Origin of the sequence: Aureivirga marina, from assembly GCF_015767265.1 — a bacterium.
Lineage (GTDB): Bacteria > Bacteroidota > Bacteroidia > Flavobacteriales > Flavobacteriaceae > Aureivirga > Aureivirga marina.
This window is the reverse complement of the sequence record NZ_JADPIB010000005.1, coordinates 209665-233401: the sequence shown is the minus strand read 5'-3', so window position 1 is coordinate 233401 and position 23737 is coordinate 209665. Positions and strand designations below refer to the sequence as shown.

Sequence of the window (23737 nt, the reverse complement as noted above, 5' to 3'; positions counted from 1 at the left end):
ATTAAATTAAGATAAAAATTTCCTTATTTTTCTAGTAAATAAAGAATTCGTTTAATTATTTTCAAAAGGATCTGACCATTTTGGATTTGTATAAACATCTTTTCCTGAAAGTGTCTTTAAAAATGCAACTAAAGCAGCTTTTTCATCCTCTGTTAAGTTTAAATTTTGTCCATTTCCTCCAGCAGAAAGACGAGGATCTAAATTTGTATTATCGGGATCAACAGAAATAGAGTTATAGTGATTTACAACTTGTTCAAATGATGTAAAAACTCCTGAATGCATCATTGGTCCATTTAATTCATTATTTTGATTAAAGATTTCTCTTAAAGTTGGAGAACGAGTAACGATAATGTCTTTTTCCGTTTGATTTCCAATAACTCCAATAATTCCGTTATTTAAAGCTTCTGGATCAATATCAAATTCTGGCATTCTATGACATCCCGTACATCCAGCTCCACCATTTGGAGGAGGACGAAGAAATAATAGTTTTCCTTGATTTTCTTGAAATGTAAAGTTTGGGAAAGGTTGAAATTCTTCTGTTACTTGCGCAAAACCTTCATCAAATTTTGTATCAAAAGATTGAATACTTCTAACAAATTGTGCTAAACATTCTTGTAATCTTTCTGGAGTAATATTTTGATCACCATAAACTAATTCGAAAAATTCTTGGTAATAATCAATTGCTTCTAATTTTGGAAACAATTCTTCAAAAGCAGGAAATCCATCTTCACCACTGAATCCCATTTCCACATGATTTTGAATCGGTAAAATCACTTGAGCTTCTAAAGTTTCGGCTCTTTCATCCCAAAAAAACTTTGTTTCTTCACCAAAACGAGCATTTACTAATCGCATAGAATGTCTTCCTGTATTTCCGTTGACACCTGGACTTGCGAGTAAATTATCTCCAAAAGCAAATTCTTGTTTATGACAACTTGCACATGAAATAGTATTATCTTTTGAAAGATTTTTATCATAAAAAAGAATTCTTCCAAGAGTTGCTTTTAAATTACTAATTCCATTGGAACCTGTATTGTCTTTTGTAATGTAATCCGGAATTGTTTGATTTGCGTAATTGTATAAATTTTCCAAATCTATAGTATTTGGAAATGTAGTTTTTATCGCTTGATAAGGATCGACTATTTCATCTTCTTCTTCCATTTCAATATACTCTTCGGAGTCATCGTCATTACAAGCAATGAATAACAAATTAAATCCTAATAAATAGATTATAAAACAAAGTTTCTTCATAGTCATTATGGTTTGGTTAATTACATCTATGACTATGAAGTTAAAAAAAGGTTTAAAAAAGGATTCTTAATTTTTTTGTAAACTAAATTAATGAAATGATAAAATTAATTATATAATTCCTTCTTTAATGCAATTTGTAACTAATTCTGTGATGTTTTTTGCATTTGATTTTTTGATGATATTTTGTTTATGTGTTTTGACAGTTAGTGGAGAAATACAAAGTTTGTCTGCAATTTCTTTTTGTCGTAAACCTTTGGAAAATAATCCGATAATTTCCTTTTCTTTTTTAGTGAAATTATAATAGTTTTTCTTGATTTTAAAATTTTGAATTGTAGAATCAATAGAATAAAAACTAGGTAGATTAGAATGACTACTTATAAAAGAAATAGAATGATCAATTTTCGGTTGTAAATAAGTAATATCAGTTTGTACAATTAAAACTTTTAGAATTTTTCCTGTTTCTGAAATTTCTAGAGCTTTAGATTGATGTAAAATAATTTTTTGTTGATTTTGAGGTGTTTTTAAACGAATTGTATATACAATTTTATATTTTCCAATTTCCTTTGGATTTAATTTTTCTCTAGTAAAATGAAAGATTGTTTTTTCTTTATATGGCAATAAATTTGCATCTTCTTCATCATATAATGAAACGATGTTTTTTATGCAAATTTCTTCCATTGGTAAACCTAAAACTTTTGGTGCGTGAACACTGATGAAATCAAGGTTTTGAGTTTCTAAATTTAATACACAATAATAATGTTCACCTGCTGAGAAAAAATCGGTAATGTTCGAAATATCTGGTCGCATCATTTCAACTTTTGCTTCAGAAGATAGTTTTTCATTTTTCCAAACATTTACTAAACATTCAAAGGCTTTGATATTTTTACTTGTTAAGATCTCTTTCATATTAACCGTTTTATCAAATTTAATTTTTTTTTCATAAAACAACATATCTTTTATTCTATTTTTTTCAAAAAAAAGAAGCTAAGTTTTAAAAACCTAACTTCTTGATAATTATTTCAAAACAAGTATATAATTTATAATTCTAATCGTAATCCGACTGCCAAACTTGAAAGGTTTGAATTTTTAAAAATAGGAGTAGGACTGTATTTTGCATAAATATTCCACTCATCAATTCCAAAAGTTGTCATAAAACCATAAGAAAAGTTTGTTGTGTTAAATTCGTTTTTCACTTTATCTTTATGTGTTGAACCATCTTCAGCAACATATTTGATACATTGTTTTGTACGAATATGAACAGAACCATAAGAACCTAATCCTAAATTTATATTTCCAAAATTAAAATTGAATAAAACAGGAACTTCAAATCGTAAAATATTCAATTTTGCATACTTCACATCATGAGGAAAATTCATTAAAACCGTTTTATTTCCTTCTTTTACAAAATATTGATTGTTGTCAATTCTCAATGTATTCCAAGTTAAAGAAACTCCATATCTTAATTCTAAAAAACGTTTGTCTTTGAATAAACTATGAGCTCTTAAATAACCAATTTCAATAAAAGGCGATTGCCAAATTCTAAAATCTGAATTTTCCAAAGAATTGATATTACCATCCACCAATGCATTTTGTAAACCAAATCCGATAATTAAAAAATCATCTTTATAATAGTAAGAATAATAAGATTTTCTTGTCTTTTTTGACGTAGGTTTATCTTCATCAAAATCTTCATTTTTATTTTTTTTAGATGAAATTTGAATATCAGCATCAATGTTTACACCCTTTTTTTCTTTTGATTTTGATGTTGTTTCTTCTTCACTAAAAGAAGCTTTTTCTTGCACTAATTTTTTTAATTCTGCTTCTAAAATTTCTACACGCTTTTCAATATTTCTTGCATGTTCATTTGCAGCATCGACTTTTAGCTTTGTTCCTGCTTTTTCACTTAAATCTCCTGCTGAAATTTGCGCGTTAATTTGTTTTATTTTTTCTTTTAAAGCTTGTTTTTCTTCTAATTTTACTTGTTCAATTTCTTCTGAAATTTTATCAATTTTTTGTGTAAAAGTTTGTGCATTTGTAATAATTCCTATAAAAAGGAAGATAATAAAACTAATTTTTCTCATCATAATTTTAATCATTGCTTGCCACAGCTGTGGTTAATTTTTTAATTTTTTCTTTTATAATTCCCAAAACACTTTTATCTAAAATCGAATTATCAAAATCAATTTCTGTTTCAATTTCTGCTAATAAAGTTTCTGCATCAATTTGAATTCCAGTTGATTTGAAATTGAAATCCAATTCTGCAACTAAAATAGAATCCAACATTTTTCTTGTCAAAACTCTATTTTCAGTTAATGGATTTTTAATGGTATAATTTTTTTCTTCTTCTGAAATTTCATCTTCTACTAAAGCCAAAAGTTTTTCTGCTTCAATATTTATTGTTTTTTTATTTGCAACAATATTAGTGTCTTTAATAGAAATTTGAACTTCCATTAATTCTGGATTTTCAATTGGAATTTCGACGATTTTCTGATTTTTATGAATTTCAATTTTTGAAATTTCGTTTTTAATTGGATCTATTTTTTGAATTTCTTTATTAGATGAAATTTGAATAGAATTACTATCAATTAATGTTTCTTTTTTTTCAACTATTTTTAATTGTTTTTTAGTCGGAGAACTAGAAAAATGAAAAACTCCAACAAACAAAAGAATAGCAATAGAAGCAGCAAAAAATAATAATCGATTTCTTCTTTTTTTCTTTTTTATTTCAAAATCATCTAACATGAATTCTAAACGATTCCATGCACCATCAGAAACTTTTCCCTCCTTTGTTTCCAAAGAATTTTTAAAAATTTCATCTATATTATTGGATTCCATATTGTTTTTCATTTTGGGATTTAATTTTTGATTTTAAAATATTTCTTGCTTTATACAATTGTGATTTAGAAGTGTTTTCCGTGATTCCTAAAGTTTCTGCAATTTCCTTATGCTTATAACCTTCTACAGCAAACAACATAAAAACGGTTTTATAACCTTCAGGTAATTCATCAATAATCTTTTGAAGAAATTCAGCATTTTGTTTTGCATCTATTTTTTCATCTGTTTCTTCTAAATGTGGATTTTCTGGAAGTGATTCAACAAAAACCAATTTTTCTTTTTTTCGCAAATATGAAATGCAATGATTTACCATAATTCTACGAATCCATCCTTCAAAACTTCCATTAAATTGAAATGAATTTAAACTTGTAAAAACTTTCATAAATCCTTGAAGCATTAATTCTTCTGCAATATGAATATCGTGAATATACCTTCGACAAACGGAAAGCATTTTCGGAGCATATTTGTCAAATAATTTCTTTTGAGCGCTCCTTTTATTTTTAATTGCATCTCGGATAAGCTCCTTATCCGTTATATGTAATTTTATTATTTTCAAGTTGATTTAATTTGGTTTCTTTTAAGAAAAGACGAGTATACAGAAAAAAGGTTGCCTGAATAAAACTATTTTTAATTAATATTTATTTTTAAGGAGAATTCTTTGAGGACACTTTATTTAAACAGGAATCTTAATATTTTTAGAAATTTTTAACATTTTAACAAAAATTAAATATATGTTAAATTAATGGGGGAGTTTTTTTGAATAATGTTTTTTATTCTTTTACTAAATGAGAATAATTTAAATAAAATTGTTAATAAAATAATTAATTATTATTTATAATGTTAATATTAAATAGATAAATAGTTAAAAATCTAAATCTATTACTTAATATGTATATATTTGCTTGAAAAAAATAAATATTTTAATTATGATCAAAAAAATTACTTCAATTTTTGCCTTTGCGGCAGCTGCTATTTTTACGCAAAATGTAAGTGCCCAAATTACCACTCAATTTGAACAAAACTTTGAAACTTTTACGGATCAAACTGGTTTAAGTACATGGACTAGTGTTGATAGAGATAATGATACTAAAAACTGGTTTGCTGGATTTTTAAATGAAGCAGATCAAACTTTTGGAAGAGTATTTTTAATTTCTCAATCAGTTGATGCTTCAGGAGCTTTAACTCCTGATAACTTAATTTCAACTCCTGCAATTACTCTTGGAGCTGATGTTACTGGTCAATCTCATGTATTAAGTTTCCAATATACTGCATGGACAAATGAAGCTGCTAACCAAGGAGAACATTTTTCTGTTTATGTAACAACTACAACAGATGAAACTACAATTGTAGGAAGTACAGCAGTTTACGAAAAAACTATTGATAACTTATTTATAAACACTGCTGAAGTAGATTTATCTGCTTTTGCTGGACAAGAAGTTTATATCTCTTTCCGTCATCATACAACAACAAACTTATCTGGTGTAGCAATTGATAATATTTCTGTTGGAAACTATTATTTACATGATGTTGCTGTTACAAATGCTATTGTTCCAAAATTTAATGAGCAAAATACAGATGTACCAGTTCAAACTTTAGTAAGAAACGTAGGGTCAGAGGATATTACTTCTATTACTTTAATGTGGTCTGATGGTACGAATGAATCGACTAAAACATTCACACCTGCTAATCCAGTAGGAAGAAATGAATATTTTGTAGTTACTGATACAGATGGAAGTTTCCAAAGCTTTTATGAATTTGACGATCAATTGAATTACGCTGAATTAGTAAATAATGATATTACTGTTTCTGTTACTCAAATTAATGGAGGAACTGATACTGATTCTAATGCTGAAAATAACAGTGCTGTATCTAAATTTGTTACTGTAAGTTCTAAGCCAGTTAAAAAATCTTTCGTTGAAGCATTAAACGGAGTTTGGGCTTCTGGAGGAACTGCGGAAACTTCTGGAGAAATATTATCTACAGAATTAGAATCTAATGAAAATGCAACTGGAGTTTCTGTGCATGTAAGTAGTGCTGATACAACAGATCCTTTTGAGGTTGATGGATATGCTGAAAACATTGGAGCTAGTTTCTTAACACAATATAGAATTGATAGATTAAGTTCTGAGTTATATATTACTCAATCAACAGTTGATGGATATAAAGATATGGGTACTGCAATTGAAGATGCAAATGATTTTGTAGTTCCTGCAACAATTTCAGCTGAAACTACTGGTGCTGCAAATGATGTTTCAATTGAATTAACTGCAAATTTCGTTGCTACAATGCCAGATGCTGATTTAAGATTTGCTGTTATTTTAACTGAAGATGATCTTTCAAATGGAGGAAATACTTATGATAATGTTTTAAGAGGATTAATCTTAGGAGATTATAATGGTATGGAAGATTCTATTTTAGGTTCTGAAGTTATTGATGGAGAGTCAAAAACGTATACTTTTAACTATTCTTTAGAAAGTGGAATGAATTTCCAAAAAACAAATGTTATCGCATTATTAATTGATGGAACTTCTGGAAGAGTATTAAATTCAGAAAAAATCTATTTAGATAGATGGTTAGATACAGAAGAGCAAACAATTGAAACAATTGGATTAAAAGCTTTCCCTAACCCAGCTGCTGATGTATTAAATGTTTCTTTCGAAGGAGAAGGAGATTATAAAATTACAATCACTGATATGTTAGGTAAACAAGTATTCAACAAAGAATATACTAACTTAAGAGGTGCGCAATCTATCGCTTTACCAGTTTCAAATTTAGAAACAGGAAACTACATTTTAAATGTACATAATGGATCTGCATCTAATATGACAAAAATTTCTATCAAATAATATTTGATACCAAAAATATCTTCACTAGCCCCAAAGCGTACCGTTGCTTTGGGGTTTTTCTTTTAAATTAATTTATTAAAAGCATACTTATTCGTAATTTTGACACAAATATCAGATGTATGCAAAATTTTATTTCGAGTACGCAAAATTCGAGAATTAAAGAAATTATTCAGTTAAAAGAAAAATCTAGAACTCGTAAGAAAAAAGGAGAGTTTGTTGTTGAAGGACAAAGAGAAATTTCACTTGCTATAAGTGGAGGATACGAGATAAAATCTATTTATTATTATGAAAAAATTATTTCTTTTGAAGAGGTAAATACTTTAATAAATAGAGATTTTTCAATTCAAATATTCGAAATTTCTAAAGAAGTTTACGAGAAAATTGCATATAGAGAAACTACAGAAGGAGTGTTAGCAATTCTTAAAACGAAAGAAAACACTCTAAAAAATATTCAATTTAAATCTGAAAATCCATTAATTCTAATAGGTGAAGGAATTGAAAAACCTGGAAATATTGGAGCTTTACTTCGAACAGCTGACGCATCCAATTTAGATGCTGTAATAATTGCAAATCCAAAAGCAGACTTTTACAATCCAAATGTTATTCGCTCTAGTGTTGGTTGTGTTTTTACAAATCAATTAGCAAGTGGAACAACTGAGGAAGTTATTTCTTGGTTACAAGAAAATAATATTCAAATTAATTGTGCTGCATTAACAGCTTCAAAGTCATATCATGAAATTGATTTTACAAATGGAACAGCAATTGTTGTAGGGACAGAAGCAACAGGTTTAACAGATGAATGGTTGGAAAATTCTACACAAAACATCATTATTCCAATGCAAGGAAAAATCGATTCCATGAATGTTTCTGTAGCAGCTGCTATTGTTATTTTTGAGGCTAAAAGACAACGTAATTTTAAATAATTGTATGGATCCAAAAATTATATTTTATATCATCATAGGAATAATTGTTCTAAATTTTTTATTCGATAAAATTATCGGTTATTTAAATGGAACAAAATACGATGCGCCAATTCCTGAACTTCTAAAAGATGTTTATGATACTGATGAATACAAGAAATCGCAAGCTTATAAAAAAGAAAATTCAAAATTCTCTAATGTTTCTGGATTGGTTTCAATTCTTATAACCTTAGCTTTTTTCTTTTTAGATGGATTTGCTTGGGTTGATGGAATCGCTCGTTCTTTTTCTTCTAATGAGATAGTAATTACATTGATTTTTATGGGAATTATTTCCTTAGGATCTAGTTTGGTTTCTTTACCTTTTTCTTATTATCACACATTTGTGATTGAAGAAAAATTTGGATTTAATAAAACTACTAAAAAACTTTTTTGGTTAGATTTGATAAAAGGACTTTTCCTAAGTATGATTCTTGGAGGTGGAATTTTAACATTAATCACTTGGTTTTATGAAGAAGTTGGTCAAAATTTTTGGATTTATGCTTGGGTTTTAGTGAGTATTGTTTCCATTTTTATGAATATGTTTTATTCTAAATTAATTGTGCCACTTTTTAATAAACAAACACCTTTAGAAGGTGGAGAGTTAAAAGAAGAAATCACCAATTTTGCTAAAAAAGTTGGATTTACAATTGATAAAATATTTGTAATTGATGGTTCAAAACGTTCTACAAAAGCAAATGCATACTTTTCAGGATTCGGTCGAGAAAAAAGAATCGTATTGTATGATACATTAATTAATGATTTGGAAACAAAAGAGATAGTTGCTGTTTTAGCTCATGAAGTTGGACATTATAAAAGAAAACACATAATTTTTAACCTAATTCTCACTATTTTACTTACAGGATTTACGTTATTTATCTTATCTTTATTGGTCAATAAACCAATATTTTCGGAAGCTTTAGGAGTTTCAATTCCTAGTTTTCATGTTGGTTTAGTTGCGTTTGCTATTTTGTATTCTCCAATTTCTGAAATAACAGGAATTATAATGAATGTGATTTCAAGAAAATTTGAATACCAAGCAGATAATTATGCAAAAGATCATTATGATGGTAAATATTTAATTTCCTCTTTGAAAAAATTATCTAAAAATAGTTTAAGTAATTTAACTCCTCATAAAGCAATGGTTTTTGTTCATTATTCTCATCCACCTTTATTAGCAAGAGTTCAAAATTTACTTAAGAAATAATAGAAAGCGTTTGTTTGGTTGAATTGATAAAAAAAAGAATGTATGGCGTACAATGTTTCCATAGAAGAAGAAAATAAAGAAATCGCAAAAAGATATAAAGATTTACTAAAAGGAACGTATCAAAAACTTTCGGAAGAAGATAAGAAATTAATCCGAAAAGCATTTGATATTGCCTTAGAAGCACATAGCGAACAACGAAGAAAATCAGGAGAACCTTATATATATCATCCAATTGCTGTAGCGAAAATTGTCGCTTATGAAATTGGTTTAGGAGCAACGTCAATTGCTGCTGCACTTTTACATGATGTTGTAGAAGATACAGATTATACAATTGAAGATATGGAACAATTATTTGGTGAAACTATTGCCAAAATTGTTCACGGTTTAACTAAAATTTCCAATTTAGATCATTCGCAAGACATTTCTATTCAAGCGGAAAATTTCCGTAAGATGTTATTGACTTTAAACGATGATGTTCGTGTGATTTTAATTAAAATTGCCGACAGATTACATAATATGCAAACGATGGATTCTATGCCGCCTCATAAGCAGTTGAAAATCGCATCAGAAACATTGTATATTTATGCTCCTTTAGCGCATCGTTTAGGGCTTTTTAATATCAAAACAGAATTAGAAGATTTAGGTTTAAAATATACAGAACCAGATGTCTATAATGGAATTGTTGAGAAATTAAAAAATGAAAGCGATGATCGTGAAGCTTATATCGAATCTTTCTCTGATATTATTCGTGAATCTTTAGATAACGAAGGTTTTGAATATAAAATTAAAGGACGAACAAAATCTATTTTCTCTATTCGTAAAAAAATGAGAAAACAAGGTGTAACGTTTGATGAGGTTTATGATAAATTTGCAATTCGTATTATTTATAAATCTTCAAGAAAAAATGAAAAATTTGATGCTTGGAAGATTTATTCTATTGTAACAGATAATTTTCAGCCAAACCCTAGCCGATTACGTGATTGGATTACACAACCAAAATCTACTGGTTATGAATCTTTGCATATTACAGTAATGGGGCCAAAAGGGAAATGGGTAGAAGTGCAAATTCGTTCAGAAAGAATGGATGAAATTGCTGAAAGAGGTTATGCAGCACATTATAAATACAAACATGGAGACGCAAAAGAAAGTGGTTTAGAAGAATGGTTAAATCGCTTAAAAGACACTTTGGAAAATCCAAATATGAGTGCGGTTGATTTTGTGGAAGATTTTAAATTAAATCTTTATTCAAAAGAAATTTTCGTCTTTACACCAAAAGGAGAATTAAAAGCTTTACCAAAAGATGCTTCTGCACTTGATTTTGCATTTTCTATTCATACCCAAGTTGGAATGCAATGTCGTGGAGCTAGAATTAATGGAAAATTAATGCCAATTAGCCATGTTTTACACAGTGGTGATCAGGTGGAAATTCTTACTTCTCCTAATCAAAAACCAAATGTTCGTTGGCTTGATTTTGTAGTTACTGCAAGAGCAAGAACAAGAATTAAAACAGCATTAAAAGAAGAAGAAAAATTAATCGCAAAAGATGGAAAAGAAATCTTAGAAAGAAAGTTGAAACACTTAAAAGTTTCGCTTACAGAAAAAGTGGTTAATGAAATGGTAAATCATTTTAAACTAAAAACAAGTTTAGATTTATTTTACCGTGTTGGAGTAGGTTCTATTGATAATAAACAAATAAAAGAATTTGTTAGTAAGCGAAGTAATGCATTCATTTCATTCTTTAAAAATAAGATTAAAAAATCTTCTTCAAATGAGAATATTACAAAAGAGGAAATCAATGAAAATTTCGATTTATTAGTTTTTGGTAATGAAGAAGAAAGACTAGAATATTCTTTTGGTAAATGTTGTAATCCAATACCTGGAGATAAAGTTTTCGGATTTATTACTGTCAATGAAGGAATTAAAGTTCATAAGGTAGATTGTCCAAATGCGATTAGTATGCAAGCAAATCATGCATATCGTATTCTAAAAGCAAAATGGATTGATTCTTCAAGGCAAGATTTCTCTGTGATTTTAAATATTACTGGAACAGATAAGGTTGGATTAATTGGGCAGCTTACAAGAGTTATTTCAAATAATATGAATGTGAATATTCAAAGTATTAATATTGCAGGAAATGATGGTGTTTTTGAAGGGAAAATTACTGTAATTGTAAAGAATAATTCGCAATTAAATAGACTAATTCAAAGTATTCAAAAAATTGATGGTGTAGAGAAAATCAAACGAATTTATCAGCATTAATAAAAGAAATAAGAAATAAATAATAAAAAAGCCTGAAGATTTTTCTTCAGGCTTTTTTAATTTAGAAAAACTATAATTAGGTGATAAAAAAAAAGGATTCCAATTTGGAATCCTTTTAAAAACTAGGGGTGGAAGACCGGGTTCGAACCGGCGACCTCCGGAACCACAATCCGGCGCTCTAACCAGCTGAGCTACAACCACCATTTAATACAAAAGCTTTATGTTTTTGTAATACGGGTGCAAATATACAGCTTTCATCCGTATTTGCAAGCTTTTTTATTAAAAAATATCACTTAAATTTTTTACAGCAATGTAACGTTCTGTAGTAAAGCCTTCTGCATAATCAACATTTACTAGCCTTCCTAAATCTTGCGCTCGATATTTGATACTTTCAAGGAAATTCTTGCTAGAAATAGGAGAAGAAGGTTCTTTACTATTTGGGTCAAAAAATTGACTTTTATAAGCTTTTACAGCTTCAATTTTTTTATCGATAAAACCAGTTACATCCACAACAAAATCTGGTTCCATCGGCTGCCATTGAATATAATGATAGACTTGTTTTGGACGCCAAGCTTCTTGTTGTACGCCTTCCAATTCAGTTTCGATTCTTCTTAATCCAGAAAGAAAACAAGAAGAAGAAGCAAGTTTACTACCTTTTCCATGGTCAATATGACGATCATAAGGTGGATTTAATAATACGATATCTGGTCTGTATTTTCTTAGAATTTTAATAATTTCAAGTTGATGTTCTTTATTATCATCTTCAAAAAAACCATCTGCAAAACCAAGGTTTTCTCGCATGCTTAAATCAAGAACTTTTGCAGCTTCTTTCGCTTCTTCATCCCGAATTTCAGCACTTCCTCTAGTTCCTAATTCTCCTCGAGTTAAATCTAAAATTCCGACTTTTTTTCCTGAAGCAATTTCTTTTGCAATTGTTGCTGAACAACCTAATTCCACATCATCAGGATGCGCTCCAATTGCCAATATATCTAGTTTCATAATTTCAAAAATAAAATGCGTTTGTGTATACAAAAATAGAGAGAATAAAAAGTATATACAACTTTGGAAGGGTGGAGGGTAAAAAAGAAAATCACGAATAGTTTTAAAAATGTTAAAGAATCAACGGGGATTGATTTTTAAATTATCTATTCGTGATATATCATTATTTAAGATTTAATTCTTTTATAAATATCAGGTTTTGGATTATCTGATAAATTTTCCGGAATTAAAGTTAAAACGTCATCTTTTAAGATTAATTTATAAAGCAAAGATTCGTCAGTACCAGATAAGAAAACATGTAAGAAGAAATTTCCTTCATTGTTTTCTTCAATATCATATGTGTCTATATCATGAATATCATTATAAGTTGTTTTCATAATATCATCACCAGAAAAATTAACAATAACGTTTTTTTCTTGGTGCTTCCAATTTCCTGCTATATCTTTTTCAATACTTTTAATTGTTTGTTGGCTAAAAGTAATAAAAGATATCAAGAAACAGGACACAAATAGTAGTATTTTTTCCATTAGTTAGTAAATTACATTTAGTTAGTTTAGATGATGCAATTTATTTTATATCTAATGAATAAATACTGATTTAAATCAGCTTTTTACTTTTGTATAATTATTTGCTTTTGAATTGTTAGTAGACAGAGGCGTTAATTTTAATTTCTCCCCTTTTAAGTTAATTACATATTTATATCTTCGACCAGTTAAAAGTCGAATACTTAAGATATATTCCTTTCCTTTTTTATCTATAAAATAATCATCATTATCAACTACATCACTTCCATAGCTTGTTTTTAATAACTGATGATCTACAAATTCCAGTGTTAATTCTTTCGAATCGTGTTTCCATTTACCAATAATTTTTTCTTTAATTTTTTCTAAATCTTTTTGACCAAAAGACACAGTAGTTATGCTTAGAAATAAGAATAAAAATAAATAGTTTAGTTTCCCCATGATACTTTATTTTTTAGTGATTATTAATAAATACTTACTTGAATTTTATGTTTTGAAATACATAAAAAATTAAATCTTTTTCATATTTTTAAGTAGCTTATTGCAATATAATTAAATATTTTTAATTATCATAAATTAAGCTTAAAAATGAAAATAAATTATTAAAAAGTGAAATTTAGAGGTAAATTTGTTTACATAAGTATAAAATTGTATAAAAAATGTAATTATGAATAAGATTCCTATTTATTTTGTTCCTGGTTTGGCAGCCAGTGTGGAAATATATGATTATTTGAATTTGCCAGAAGATAGGTATGAATGTATTTTTTTAGAATGGTTGATTCCGACTTCAAAAAAAGAATCAATTGAACATTATGCAAAGCGTCTTTGTGAGCAAATTACACATGAAAACCCAGTTTTAGTTGGTGTTTCTTTTGGTGGAATTATGGTTCAAGAAATGAGTAAAATTATTTCTGTAAGAAAAGTGATTATTATTTCAAGTATTAAATCCAGTAGAGAATTTCCTTTAAAATTAAAATTGATTCGAGGATTAAAATTATATAAACTTTTGGCTCCAAGGGCGTTTCAAGATTTAGAGAAAATTAGTTCAAAATATTTTGGAAAAAAAGCACAGAAAAGAATTGGACATTATAAAAAGTTTCTTTCTGTTCGTGATCCTAGATATATTGAATGGGCGATACATACAGTTTTACATTGGAAACAAAAAGAACGATTGAGTATTGTTTCACATATTCATGGGGAAGAAGATTTTATTTTTCCGATAAAATATATAAATGATTGTATTGTTATTAAGGGAGGAACACATGCAATGATTATTGAAAAACATAAAAAAATAAGAAAAGTATTGATTTCTCTTTTAGAATCGGAAGAAAATAAACATTATTAAAATAGCATAAAAAAAAGACCCGAAGAGTATAAAAACAATTCAGGCCTTACCATTCAAATTCTAATAAAATCTATTATAATACAGCTAGTATTCATTAATCAATAACCTTGCCATAAAGGTCAAAATCGCTTGCTTCTTCAATCTCGATATTCACAAATTTTCCTAAAGGAACATAATACTTTGTGGCATCTATAACGACTTCATTATCAACATCTGGCGAATCAGATTCTGTTCTTCCAATGAAATAGTTTCCATCCTTACGATCAAAGATACATTTGAACGTTTTTCCAACTTTTTCTTGGTTAAGTTCAAAAGAAATTTGGCTTTGAATTTCCATAATTTCTTCTACTCTTTGTTGTTTTACATCCTCTGGAACATCATCTTCCAATGTTGCTGCATGCGTATTTTCTTCATGAGAATAAGCAAAAACTCCTAAACGCTCAAATCGCATTTCTTTTACCCATTCTTTTAATTCTTGGTAATTTTCCTCTGTTTCACCAGGGTAACCAACAATCAAGGTTGTACGGATTGCCATTTCAGGAACTTCTTCACGGAATTTACGAATCAATTTCGTTGTTTTTTCATGAGTTGTTCCTCTTCGCATTGATTTCAGAACTGAATCCGAAATATGCTGTAATGGAATATCCAAGTAATTACAAACTTTTTCTTCGTTTCTCATTACTTCTAAAACATCTTCTGGGAAACCAGTTGGAAAAGCATAATGAAGACGAATCCATTCGATTCCTTCTACTTTTACTAACTCTTTTAATAAATCACCTAAAGCTCTTTTTTTGTAAAGATCTAAACCATAATAAGTAAGATCTTGAGCAATTAACATGATTTCTTTAATCCCTTTTGCAGCTAATTTCTCAGCTTCAATTACTAGATTTTCAATTGGTTGTGATTTGTGTCCTCCACGCATTAGTGGAATTGCACAAAAAGAACAAGGTCTATCACATCCTTCTGCTATTTTCAAATAAGCATAATGTTTAGGAGTAGTAGTTATACGTTCTCCAATTAATTCATGCTTATAATCTGCTTCTAAAACTTTTAAAAGTTGTGGCAAATCTTGTGTACCAAAATAAGAATCCACATCTGGAATTTCTCTTTCCAAATCTGGCTTATAGCGCTCACTTAAACAACCAGTCACAAAAACTTTATCAACTTCACCTTGCTCTTTTTTATTTGCATAATGTAAAATTGTATTAATAGATTCTTCTTTTGCTTTACCAATAAATCCACAAGTATTTATTACTACAATATTTCCATCATCTTCAGCGTCTTCATGAACAACTTCTTTACCATTGGCTTTTAGTTGTCCCATTAAAACTTCTGAATCATACAAATTCTTAGAGCATCCTAAGGTTACTACATTTATCTTATTCTTCTTAGAAGATTTTGTTCTCATGTTATTCTGATTTTTAAGGCTGCAAATATACAACTTTATCTAAGTCGAAAAATAAATAGCTCCATAAAGGTTATTTAAAATTCAATTAGATAATGGTTTAATAAACCTAGTTTATTGCGAAAACACTTAAAGAATTGGCACTTCTACAAAGAGTTTTAGAACATAAATTGAAAACCTAGTCTTTTTACAGACGTTTTTAATAGCCCGCAATATAGAATATTTTTTTTATATAGACAAAAAACTGTTAATTTAAAACTTGATTTTTATTGATAATTTTTTAATATTTAAATTATCTTACTTAATTTAATTTGTTGATAATTAATTATTTATGTTTGATTTTTTAAGAGGTGTTTAGCTTTTAATAATAATTTTAAATTCTGACAATTCTTCTTTTTTTCAAAGATTTTAAACAAAATTCCCTAGGAATATTTTTAAATAATATTGTTGTATATTTGCACACTTAAAATTTTCGTAAATGAAACGTGTAATTGTAGGACTTTCAGGTGGAGTAGATAGTAGTGTAACTGCTTATCTATTACAACAACAAGGTTATGAAGTTATTGGACTTTTTATGAAAAATTGGCACGACGATTCTGTGACAATTTCCAATGAATGTCCATGGTTAGAAGATAGTAACGATGCAATGTTAGTTGCAGAAAAATTAGGAATTCCTTTTCAGGTTGTAGATTTGAGTGAACAATATAAAGAACGTATTGTTGATTACATGTTTAATGAATATGAAAAAGGAAGGACACCAAATCCTGACGTTTTATGTAATCGTGAGATTAAATTTGATGTTTTTATGAAAATTGCATTGGATTTAGGAGCAGATTATGTTGCTACAGGTCATTATTGTAGAAAGTCGGAATTTATAAACAAAGAAGGAGAAACAATTTATCAATTAAAAGCTGGAGTTGATATAAATAAAGATCAATCTTACTTTTTATGTCAATTATCACAAGAACAATTATCTAAAGCGTTGTTTCCTGTTGGTGAATTAACAAAACCAGAAGTAAGAGAAATTGCTGCCGAAGCAGATTTAATAACAGCTGAGAAAAAAGATTCTCAAGGTTTATGTTTTATTGGTAAAGTTAGATTACCAGAATTTTTACAACAAAAATTAGCTCCAAAAGAAGGAGAAATTGTACAAATTCCAAATGATTTACCTTTATATGTAGAAAAAATTCCTGAATTTTCAACTCTAGAAGAAGAATTAGCTTTTAAAGCGAAGAAATTTGTTTATGCTAAAGAAGATGGAAAGGTTGTTGGAAAACATTCTGGTGCGCATTATTTTACAAAAGGACAAAGAAAAGGTTTGGCAGTTGGAGGAACAAAAGAACCTTTATTTGTAATTGAAACAGACGTTGACACAAATATTATTTATGCAGGTGAAGGTAAAATGCATAAAGGTTTATATAGAAATGTTTTATTTGTTTCTAATGAAGAATTGCATTGGATTCGTGAAGATTTGGCTTTAAAAACTGGTGAATCTATGGTGATAGAAGCGAGAATTCGTTATCGTCAAGCTTTAGAAAAAGCAACTTTACATAAAGTAGAATCAGGTTTATATGTAGCGTTTGAAAATGCACAGTCTGCAATTACAGAAGGACAATTTGTTGCTTGGTATAAAGAAGAAGAATTATTAGGATCTGGAGTAATTGCTTAAAATAAAGATTAGATGAAAATTTCATTAATTGGTTATATGGGAAGCGGGAAGTCAACAATTGGAAAACTTCTTGCTGAAAAATTAAAAGTAAATTATTTAGATTTAGACTCTTTTATTGAAGAAAAAGAAAAAATGTCTATTGATGAAATTTTTGCACAAAAAGGAGAAATTTATTTTCGCCGAGTAGAAATGCAATATGTAAAAGAAATTTTAGATTTAGAAGGAAATTATGTGCTTTCTATGGGAGGAGGGACACCTTGTTATGGAAATAATCTTTTAGAATTAAATTCAAAATCAAAAACAATCTATTTACGAGCTTCTATCGGAACATTGGTTCAAAGATTACAAAAAGAAAGAGAAAATAGACCAATTATTCAGACAATTAAAGAAGATGATTTAGCAGAATTTGTTGCAAAACATCTTTTTGAAAGAAGAGATTTTTATGAAAAATGTCAAGAAATTATTTCTGTAGATAATAAATCAATTGAAGAAATTGTAAACGAAATAGCATAAAAAAAGAGGTCAATTTGACCTCTTTTTATTTATATATAATTAAATGTTTTATTCTGTAGCATCACAATTTAAGCTATTGATAATCGTCTGAATCGCTCCATCATCATCTCCACAAATTGCTTTCTTTTGTTCTAAAGCAGCTTTATATCCTAAACAAGTAGCTTGATAATCCGCATCTCCTGGAGAAACACCATCATAAGCACTTTTCAATAAAAGAGTAGCAGAAGTAATTTGCTCACAAGTTTGTACAACAGCTCCACCACAATTTTCTAAATTTGCAATTAAAGTTTTAATCGCTTCATTATCTCCACAAACTTGTAATTGTGATTCTAATGCAATCTTATATTTAGCACATTTTTCACCTTCATCTTCTTCTGTTGCGCTTTCATATTCAGCTAATGCAGCTAAACTTTCATCTTCTGCTTCTTGGCAAGCATAATTATCTGAATCGTCTTCATTGTCACTACATCCAACAGCGATGAATAATGCAAAGAAAATATAAATAAGATTAATTTTTTTCATAATGTTTATTATTTGGTTTTTGACAAAAATAATATAATATCATTATTATTTACGATTTTATAACATTAATATTGTGGATATGTTGTTAAAAAATTGATTTTTAATTAGAAAGCTCATAAAATGGTTTTTGAAGTTTTACAATTTGTTGTATTGCTGTACAATAGTTTACAATAAATGAAGCAAAATCATAGAGATTTTTAGCAATTAAATAATCATTTCATTTTTTTCAAAATTTGTAAAAAGCTAACATTTATTTAATAAAATCTAGACTTTAAATAGAAATTATTGTTAAAAAAAAGGCTTGTTTTACTAGAAAAGTTTAGATGAAAAAATTAATAAGTAATTTCAATAAAAATTATAAAAAGTGGTTTATGAAATCTAATATAAAAACAATAGGTTTAATTGTTTCTGCAAGTCTTTTTATCTTTTCTTGTGATTCTAAAAAAGAACCTAAAGAAACTGCTGAAGTTCCAACTGAAATTGTAGATAACAATACAAATTTAGAAATTCCTGAAGGATTTGGAGCTACTATTTTCGCAGATGATTTAGGAAAAGGAAGACATATTGTAGTGAATGATAATGGAGATGTTTACATGTCTTTGAGACAACTTCATGAAGGAAATGGAATTGTAGCTTTAAGAGATACAACAGGTGATGGAAAAGCAGATGAAATCAAATATTTTGGGAATTCTCAAGGAACTGGATTAGGAATTTATAATGGTTATTTATATTTCAGTAATGACACTGAAGTTTATCGTTATAAATTTATTGAAGGTCAATTATTACCAGATCAAAATGCAGAATTGGTAATTTCTGGTTTTCCTGAACAAGATCAACACCAATCGAAACCTTTAGCTTTTGATAATGAGGGGCATATTTTTGTAGATGTTGGAGCGCCTTCTAATGCTTGTATGGAACAAACACGAACTCCAGGTTCACCTGGTCAAGATCCTTGTCCACAATTAGAATGGCAAGGTGGAGTTTGGCGATTTGATGCAAATAAACTTGGACAAACACAACAAAATGATGGAGTTTTATACGCTACAGGAATTCGAAATGCAATGGCTATGGATTGGAATCAAGATGTAAATGAATTATATATTGTGCAACATGGACGAGATCAATTATATCCTTTTTTCCCAGAACATTATGATGTAAAAAAGAATGCAGAACTTCCTGCTGAAGAATTTTTATTAGTAAAAGAAAATGCAAATTTTGGTTGGCCATATTGCTATTATGATGGAATCATTGATAAAAAAGTATTGGCACCAGAATATGGTGGAGATGGAACTGAAATTGGAAGATGTGCAGATATGAGCGATCCAATTATGGCTTTTCCAGCACATTTAGCTCCAAACGATTTGGTTTTTTATGATAAAGAAGCTTTTCCAGAAAAATATAGAAAAGGTGCTTTTATTGCGTTTCATGGTTCATGGAATCGTGCGCCTGAAAAACAAGAAGGGTATTATGTAGTTTTTGTTCCTTTTAATGGTGAACTTCCTTCTGGAAATTGGGAAATTTTTGCTGATGGTTTTTCTGAACTTGGAGAAGTTTTTAGTCCAAGTGATGCAAAACACAGACCAGTTGGTGTCGCTGTTGGGAATGAAGGTTCTTTATTTGTTTCCGATTCTGTAGATGGAACTATTTGGAAAATTTCTTACAATCAATAAGAGTTTAATAAACTTTCTATAAATTAATATTTAGTGGTAAAGCACATTGAAATTTAATTTTGATGTGCTTTTTTGTATAAACACTTCTGAAAATCTATTTTTGCCAAAAAAGTCAAGAATGAAGATAAGTCTAAAGTTTAAAGCATTAATTTTTGCTGCGCTTGCAGCTGGTTTATTATTTTATACCAACAAAAAAACATATTCTCCAAAAGGAATTTCCATTGATAAAAAAGAATTTCCGATTACTGGAATTGATATTTCAAATCATTCTGGGAAAGTCAATTTTAAAGATTTAAAAAAAGAAAATTTAGATTTTGTATTTCTAAAAGCAACTGAAGGAAATAGTTTTAAAGACAAAAGTTTTGAAAAATATTATGAAAATGCAATTGAAAATGATTTCGTCGTTGGATTTTATCATTTTTATCGTTTTGATAAAGATCCGATAGAGCAAGCAACATTTTTTTTGAAACAAGTGAAATCAAAAAAACATCAATTGCCTTTAGTTATTGATGTAGAAGAATGGGGAAATAAAATTGTAAAACCAAAGTCAGAAATTATTGATGATATTGAAGTTTTTATAAATCATATTGAAAAAGAAATGAATTTAAAAGTAATGATTTATACAAATGAATCTGGTTTTAAAGCATATGTGAAAAATCGTTTTAAAGAAAATCTTGTTTGGATTTGTTCTTTTAAAAAAGGAAAAAAGATAGAAGGAAAATGGAAGTTTTGGCAACATTCACACAAAGGAAAATTCAAATCTGTACAAGGTTGGGTAGATATAAATACATTTAATGGTTCTAGAGTAGAATGGAATGCATTTTTAAAAGAAATTAAAATTTAGAATTTCTATAGAAAAAAGTAACTTTGCAATCCAAGATTTTTGAGATGAAAGAAACGAGAATAAATAAATATCTTAGCGAAGTTGGTTATTGTTCGAGAAGAGCTGCGGACAAATTAATTGAGCAAGAAAGAATAACGATAAATGGAAAAGTTCCTGAAATGGGAACAAAAGTGAAAGAAGGAGATGAGGTTCGAGTGGATGGAAAATTAATTTCTGAGCCAAAAGATAAGCCAGTTTATTTAGCTTTTAACAAACCAATTGGAATTGTTTGTACAACTGATACGAGAGTTGAGAAAGATAATATTGTGGATTATATTGGTTATCCGAAACGAATTTTTCCTATTGGAAGATTAGATAAACCAAGTGAAGGTTTGATTTTTCTTACAAATGATGGAGATATCGTTAATAAAATTCTTCGTGCAAGAAATAATCATGAGAAAGAATATATTGTAACAGTTGATAAGCCAATTACGGAAGAATTTCTTCGAAAAATGCGAAGTGGAGTTCCGATTTTAGATACAATTACAAGAGAATGTGAAGTAGAGCAATTAGCAAAATATAAATTTAAAATTATTCTAACACAGGGATTAAATCGTCAGATTCGTAGAATGAGTGAATATTTAGGCTACAAAGTGACGAAATTAAAACGCGTTCGAATTATGAATGTTTCTTTAGATATTCCTGTTGGAAAATGGAGATATTTGACAAAAAACGAATTAGATGAATTGAATCGTTTGGTAGGAGATTCGTCTAAGACACACGATTAAAATGAACAGTTAAGAGATAAGTTTTTCGGAATTTATCTCTTTTTTATTCGTTAAATTTTGGATGAACAAGCCAATTTGGATCCGAAGTAAAACAGATAGAAATCCATAATTTTTCTTCATATTCATTCAATTCTTCAACAATTTCATCTCGAATTTTATCCATATATTTTGGTTTTGTATTTCGAGTTTCTTCTGGAACTAAAACATGAATTTCTATAAAGCTAACACGACCAGATTTTGCAACATAACTTGTGAATTTTTCAAATTCGTGTTTTTTTATTACCTGATTCATTTTACTTTTTACAATTTTATCCAATTTTGAAGGAGCGATATAGAAAATTTCTCGAAGAGAAGTGATAATGATTTTTATTGGTGTAAAAACAAGTACAACTGCAAGAATACTAACAACAACTGGATCGATATAAGGAATGATAAAAGCTACTTCTGTATGACGAGCAATTAAAGCGATGGAAAAACCGATAAAAATAGCAATTGTCAAAAGAGAAGCAATTAACCATTCTTTCATTTCTACATGAATAATATCAGATTTAATAATTTTACTTTCTCTTTTTACATAAAAATACATGGCAAGTGAAGCAATAGATGTGATAATTGTATAGTAAATCGCAACATCAATGTCAATATTATTTCCGCCATCCAAAATACTTTTTACTCCATTTACAAAAGCATAGATACAAATAATAAGCATCATAAAACCATTTGTTGCATTTACAACAGGTTCAAAATGAGAAAAACCATATTGGTATTTATTGTTGCCTCTTTTGGTTAAAAGTTTGGAGACATATAGAGATAAACCTGTCATTACAGCAGTAAGAAAAGAGAAAAAACTATCAAAAACGATAGCTTCAGAATTGATATAAACACCGTATGTGATACCAAAAACAGCGATAATGAAAATCGCAATTAAAGAAATTCGTAAAACTTTTTGCTCTCTTTTTATATACATTGACCTTAAATTTTAATTTACCATCAACATTATTTATCGAAAATTCTAATCTTAAATTTACTGATTTTTGTGTATTTAAATAATTAGAAATAAGAGTATTGTAAAAGAATTAACATTTTAAGCTGTTAAAAATTAAAGAAACTGGAAAAAAATATTGTTTTATTATTAATTCCAATTAAGTTAAAAAAATAAGAATTAGATGATGAAAGCCTTTATTTGACAAAATAAAATGAAAAGAGTGTAATTTTTTTTAACATAAAAAAAATGTATTTTTACGCATCAAAACAGAATACGTGAGAAGAGTTAAGATCATAGAATGTCCGAGAGATGCAATGCAAGGAATTAAACAGTTTATTCCTACAGATGCAAAAGCTCAATATATAAATTCCTTGTTGAAAGTTGGGTTTGATACGATTGATTTTGGAAGTTTTGTTTCTCCAAAAGCAATTCCTCAAATGCGAGATACAGCAGAAGTTTTATCCAAATTAGATTTATCTTCAACAGAAAGTAAATTATTAGCAATTATTGCCAATGTTCGAGGAGCACAAGACGCTTCACAGTTTGAAGAAATAGATTATTTAGGATATCCATTTTCAATTTCAGAAAATTTTCAAATGCGAAATACACATAAAACAATTGATGAATCCATCAAAGTTTTAGAGGAAGTTTTGAATATTTCTGTAAAAAGCAATAAAGAAGTTGTAGCGTATCTTTCGATGGGATTTGGAAATCCGTATGGAGATCCTTGGAGCGTGGAAATTGTTGGAGAATGGACAGAGAGATTAGCTAAAATGGGAGTGAAGATTCTTTCTTTATCTGATACTGTTGGAAGTTCAACCCCTGAAATTATTACTTATTTATTTTCAAATTTAATTGATGCGTATCCAGAGATTGAATTTGGAGCACATTTACACACAACTCACGAAACTTGGTTTGAAAAAGTAGATGCAGCTTATAAAGCTGGTTGTTCAAGATTTGATGGAGCGATAAAAGGTTATGGAGGTTGTCCTATGGCGAAAGATGATTTAACTGGAAATATGCCGACGGAAAAAATGGTTTCTTATTTTAATCAGCAAAAAGCAGACACAAATTTAAAAGCAATGAGCTTCGAAAGTGCTTATAATGAAGCATTAAAAATATTTTTATAAACTAAAAAAACAACTA

Annotated in this window: 22 protein-coding genes and 1 tRNA gene; 11 read left to right on the top strand and 12 right to left on the bottom strand. The window is 28.5% G+C overall.

From position 1 onward, the window contains the following. Nucleotides 1–51: 51 nt before the first annotated feature. From I1A51_RS12225 to I1A51_RS12205, 5 genes are all read right to left on the bottom strand, one after another. Nucleotides 52–1248 (bottom strand): cytochrome-c peroxidase, encoded by a 1197-nt coding sequence (locus tag I1A51_RS12225; RefSeq protein ID WP_196894291.1) that lies wholly within the window; start codon nucleotides 1246–1248, stop codon nucleotides 52–54. A 108-nt stretch (nucleotides 1249–1356) separates the two neighbouring features. Then, the gene (locus I1A51_RS12220) at nucleotides 1357–2154 is read right to left on the bottom strand and encodes a response regulator transcription factor (RefSeq protein ID WP_196894289.1); all 798 of its coding nucleotides are present in this window, start codon (nucleotides 2152–2154) and stop codon (nucleotides 1357–1359) included. 131 nt (nucleotides 2155–2285) lie between these two features. After that, nucleotides 2286–3332 (bottom strand): Na/Pi cotransporter family protein, encoded by a 1047-nt coding sequence (locus I1A51_RS12215; protein WP_196894287.1) that lies wholly within the window; start codon nucleotides 3330–3332, stop codon nucleotides 2286–2288. Nucleotides 3333–3336: 4 nt separating this feature from the next. Continuing rightward, a complete protein-coding gene (locus tag I1A51_RS12210; protein WP_196894285.1) occupies nucleotides 3337–4095 on the bottom strand; it encodes a hypothetical protein in 759 nt (252 codons plus the stop codon). Next, nucleotides 4070–4639 carry an RNA polymerase sigma factor gene (locus tag I1A51_RS12205; RefSeq protein WP_196894283.1) on the bottom strand — a complete coding sequence of 190 codons (570 nt, stop codon included), beginning with the start codon at nucleotides 4637–4639 and terminating at the stop codon, nucleotides 4070–4072. The genes I1A51_RS12210 and I1A51_RS12205 overlap by 26 nt, the downstream gene beginning before the upstream one ends. A gap of 370 nt (nucleotides 4640–5009) precedes the next feature. On the opposite strand from I1A51_RS12205, the gene I1A51_RS12200 reads away from it, so the two are divergent. From I1A51_RS12200 to I1A51_RS12185, 4 genes are all read left to right on the top strand, one after another. Next, nucleotides 5010–6929 carry a T9SS type A sorting domain-containing protein gene (locus I1A51_RS12200; RefSeq protein WP_196894281.1) on the top strand — a complete coding sequence of 640 codons (1920 nt, stop codon included), beginning with the start codon at nucleotides 5010–5012 and terminating at the stop codon, nucleotides 6927–6929. A gap of 119 nt (nucleotides 6930–7048) precedes the next feature. Then, entirely contained in the window at nucleotides 7049–7852 is an 804-nt protein-coding gene (locus I1A51_RS12195; protein ID WP_196894279.1) for a TrmH family RNA methyltransferase, read from the top strand. A 4-nt stretch (nucleotides 7853–7856) separates the two neighbouring features. After that, a complete protein-coding gene (locus tag I1A51_RS12190; RefSeq protein WP_196894278.1) occupies nucleotides 7857–9092 on the top strand; it encodes a M48 family metallopeptidase in 1236 nt (411 codons plus the stop codon). 42 nt (nucleotides 9093–9134) lie between these two features. Then, a complete protein-coding gene (locus I1A51_RS12185; protein WP_196894276.1) occupies nucleotides 9135–11351 on the top strand; it encodes a RelA/SpoT family protein in 2217 nt (738 codons plus the stop codon). A 126-nt stretch (nucleotides 11352–11477) separates the two neighbouring features. Here I1A51_RS12185 and I1A51_RS12180 read toward each other — a convergent pair. The 4 genes from I1A51_RS12180 to I1A51_RS12165 all read right to left on the bottom strand — a co-directional run bounded on the left by I1A51_RS12180 (nucleotide 11478) and on the right by I1A51_RS12165 (nucleotide 13312). Beyond that, nucleotides 11478–11553 (bottom strand) — tRNA-His (locus I1A51_RS12180). Between the two features lie 77 nt (nucleotides 11554–11630). Beyond that, the gene (bshB1, locus tag I1A51_RS12175; RefSeq protein ID WP_196894274.1) at nucleotides 11631–12350 is read right to left on the bottom strand and encodes a bacillithiol biosynthesis deacetylase BshB1; all 720 of its coding nucleotides are present in this window, start codon (nucleotides 12348–12350) and stop codon (nucleotides 11631–11633) included. A 167-nt stretch (nucleotides 12351–12517) separates the two neighbouring features. After that, entirely contained in the window at nucleotides 12518–12877 is a 360-nt protein-coding gene (locus I1A51_RS12170) for a hypothetical protein (protein WP_196894272.1), read from the bottom strand. Nucleotides 12878–12952: 75 nt separating this feature from the next. Continuing rightward, on the bottom strand, nucleotides 12953–13312 hold the full coding sequence (locus tag I1A51_RS12165) for a hypothetical protein (protein WP_196894270.1): 360 nt from the start codon (nucleotides 13310–13312) through the stop codon (nucleotides 12953–12955). 226 nt (nucleotides 13313–13538) lie between these two features. Here I1A51_RS12165 and I1A51_RS12160 point away from each other — a divergent pair, with 226 nt between their 5' ends. Further along, nucleotides 13539–14216 (top strand): alpha/beta fold hydrolase, encoded by a 678-nt coding sequence (locus I1A51_RS12160; RefSeq protein ID WP_196894268.1) that lies wholly within the window; start codon nucleotides 13539–13541, stop codon nucleotides 14214–14216. A 94-nt stretch (nucleotides 14217–14310) separates the two neighbouring features. Here the strand turns inward: I1A51_RS12160 and rimO are convergent, their stop codons facing one another. Continuing rightward, on the bottom strand, nucleotides 14311–15624 hold the full coding sequence (gene rimO, locus I1A51_RS12155) for a 30S ribosomal protein S12 methylthiotransferase RimO (RefSeq protein WP_196894266.1): 1314 nt from the start codon (nucleotides 15622–15624) through the stop codon (nucleotides 14311–14313). Between the two features lie 475 nt (nucleotides 15625–16099). Here rimO and mnmA point away from each other — a divergent pair, with 475 nt between their 5' ends. Further along, nucleotides 16100–17290 (top strand): tRNA 2-thiouridine(34) synthase MnmA, encoded by a 1191-nt coding sequence (mnmA, locus tag I1A51_RS12150; RefSeq protein ID WP_196894265.1) that lies wholly within the window; start codon nucleotides 16100–16102, stop codon nucleotides 17288–17290. 12 nt (nucleotides 17291–17302) lie between these two features. Then, a complete protein-coding gene (locus I1A51_RS12145; protein ID WP_196894263.1) occupies nucleotides 17303–17803 on the top strand; it encodes a shikimate kinase in 501 nt (166 codons plus the stop codon). A 48-nt stretch (nucleotides 17804–17851) separates the two neighbouring features. Here I1A51_RS12145 and I1A51_RS12140 read toward each other — a convergent pair whose 3' ends face one another. Then, nucleotides 17852–18325, bottom strand: a complete 474-nt coding sequence (locus tag I1A51_RS12140; RefSeq protein ID WP_196894262.1) for a hypothetical protein — start codon at nucleotides 18323–18325, stop codon at nucleotides 17852–17854. A gap of 371 nt (nucleotides 18326–18696) precedes the next feature. Between I1A51_RS12140 and I1A51_RS12135 the strand changes: the two genes are divergently transcribed. From I1A51_RS12135 to rluF, 3 genes are all read left to right on the top strand, one after another. Then, entirely contained in the window at nucleotides 18697–19995 is a 1299-nt protein-coding gene (locus I1A51_RS12135) for a PQQ-dependent sugar dehydrogenase (RefSeq protein WP_196894260.1), read from the top strand. A gap of 118 nt (nucleotides 19996–20113) precedes the next feature. Beyond that, nucleotides 20114–20839, top strand: coding sequence for a glycoside hydrolase family 25 protein (locus I1A51_RS12130; protein WP_196894258.1), 726 nt, complete (start codon nucleotides 20114–20116; stop codon nucleotides 20837–20839). Nucleotides 20840–20883: 44 nt separating this feature from the next. After that, nucleotides 20884–21606, top strand: coding sequence for a 23S rRNA pseudouridine(2604) synthase RluF (gene rluF / locus I1A51_RS12125; protein ID WP_196894256.1), 723 nt, complete (start codon nucleotides 20884–20886; stop codon nucleotides 21604–21606). Nucleotides 21607–21649: 43 nt separating this feature from the next. Here the strand turns inward: rluF and I1A51_RS12120 are convergent, their stop codons facing one another. Continuing rightward, nucleotides 21650–22573: a cation diffusion facilitator family transporter gene (locus I1A51_RS12120; protein WP_196894254.1), complete on the bottom strand. Its 924-nt coding sequence runs from the start codon at nucleotides 22571–22573 to the stop codon at nucleotides 21650–21652. 293 nt (nucleotides 22574–22866) lie between these two features. Between I1A51_RS12120 and I1A51_RS12115 the strand changes: the two genes are divergently transcribed. Then, nucleotides 22867–23721 (top strand): hydroxymethylglutaryl-CoA lyase, encoded by an 855-nt coding sequence (locus I1A51_RS12115; RefSeq protein ID WP_317192850.1) that lies wholly within the window; start codon nucleotides 22867–22869, stop codon nucleotides 23719–23721. Nucleotides 23722–23737: the final 16 nt, after the last annotated feature.